We start from the raw sequence: 1,838 nt of genomic DNA on the forward strand, positions 1-1,838 counted from the left end.
CATCAGTTGCTCATCAGCTCGCTCAAAATCACCATCAATACAAAGCAGTTCAATAAAAGAGCTTCTCAAACTGGCATCCTTTGGAGATACCTTTATTGCTTCGATTAGTAGTTCTAAAGCTTGTTGCAACTGCCCTTCCGATAAGGCATTTTTCCACTGAGTCATCTTTCTTTCCTTACACCAAATGTTCTGGTGATAATTCCGTAATTAATTTGATACTTGAGACCATTTGGTCGAGCTGAAAATGAGGGCGTAAATGTATCACCGAGTAGAAGTGCCCTGGCGTATCGCGTTTCTCTCTAACTTTGATCTTCGCTTCGTTCAATGGGTACTTAGCTCTGAGTTCATCCGAAGCTTCGTCTGAAGCCGTTGTATATTGATGTAACCAAGTCTGAAACTCCCTCTCGAGCGATGCCGCGTCCTGATAGCCACCTATCTTGTCTCGCCCCATAACTTTGACGTAGTGTGCTATACGCGATACACACATCGTGTATTGGAGCATTGAGGTGAGTTTTGCATTAGTCGCAACATGCTTCTCTTCGTACAGTTTTGGCTTATACAACGAAACATTGGAAGTCATGCCGACCATGTCTGTTTCAGGAACTGGTGAAATCGGAATGAACCCACAATCAGACAGTTCTTGCTCTTTACGCTCAGAGACTTTTAGATTTAAAGGGCATCTATCTCTGTCATTTTTGCCATTAATGCGCGTTTTGTTTCTTGTAGGAGCAACAATAATGCCTTGACTATAATCCCCCTGTTTTATTCCTCGCATGTGAGTAAACCAACCGTGCTCTTGGAATGCTCTAATCGAAACAGCAGCAAAACAGAAGGCTCCACTTCCCCACAATAAATCGTTATTTGAATCGTCAATATTCTCTTGAAATTCAAATTGATCGTTTCGAGAACCATCACTTTTGTAGGGTTGTCGAAAAAGCACGTTAGGAGCGGTTAAGCCAATAAACTTGGTATCATCGTTATCTCGCAACTGTCTCCATTTGACATAATCAATTTGTTCAAATTGCGCAGCAACGTCTCGAGTCGACGAAAGTTCGGCAAATGTGTTCACACCGAATATTTCAGGAGACGCTGACATTACAAATGGACTAAATGCCGCAGCAGCAGATTGAGATATCTTGCTTAGCACAGAGATATCTCTATCAAAATAATTTGTTCTCGGGTCATAACGTAATTGATAATCACCAACAACCACACCAAAGGGTTCTCCTCCGGCCATTCCATATTCATTTTGATAGAGCAATTTAAACAAGGCAGACTGATCGAACTCGATAGCCTTGAGCGCATCTTTACTTACTTCATTCCATGTTGCAGATAGAACTTTAATTTTTACTGAGTCAGACGATGGTTTATCAACTTGTTCACATAAATATCGAACGCCTACCCAACTGCACTCTAATTTCTGAAAATCTGGATGATGAATGATCTCATTGAGCTGCTTCTGTAATAGTGTGTCAATGGTATTAATCGTGCTCACAATGCTATGGCGAAAACTCGCAAAATCTTTAGATTGCGTGCCTTCCAACCAAATTCGTGCCGCAAGTATTGAATCTGAACATTCAACAAATTTAGTCAACCAATGACTGTCAAACTCAGCCAGGCCCATCGGTGTAAACTCGTGTGTGAGTTCCTCTGGGTCTAGAAAGTTCAATGCATCTATTTTCGTCATAACTACCATAAGCTTGGCTTAATGGCTGGTCGAAGTGACCAGCCATTAACTCTATTTAGCCACCCGACTGAGGAATTTTAGCAACGAGTCTTAAAGACGTGGTTAGCTCTTCCATTTGAAGCCATGGTTTGAGCCAAGCAACCGCGTTGTA

At 41.8% G+C, this 1,838-nt stretch carries 1 protein-coding gene and 1 pseudogene; both read right to left on the minus strand.

The genetic code is table 11. The features are described from left to right. Positions 1 to 165: pseudogene (locus tag R7P67_RS23480) on the minus strand (protein of avirulence locus); the annotation flags it as partial. Positions 166 to 175: 10 nt separating this feature from the next. Then, the gene (gene tssC, locus R7P67_RS23485; RefSeq protein ID WP_021450823.1) at positions 176 to 1,687 is read right to left on the minus strand and encodes a type VI secretion system contractile sheath large subunit; all 1,512 of its coding nucleotides are present in this window, start codon (positions 1,685 to 1,687) and stop codon (positions 176 to 178) included. Positions 1,688 to 1,838 lie beyond the last annotated feature (151 nt).

It is taken from the genome of Vibrio sp. Vb0937 (assembly GCF_033338855.1).

What these genes read in the sequence shown, in the direction of transcription:
- tssC (WP_021450823.1), bottom strand. Translation starts at nt 1,687, where the DNA reads ATGACGAAAATAGATGCATTGAACTTTCTAGACCCAGAGGAACTCACA.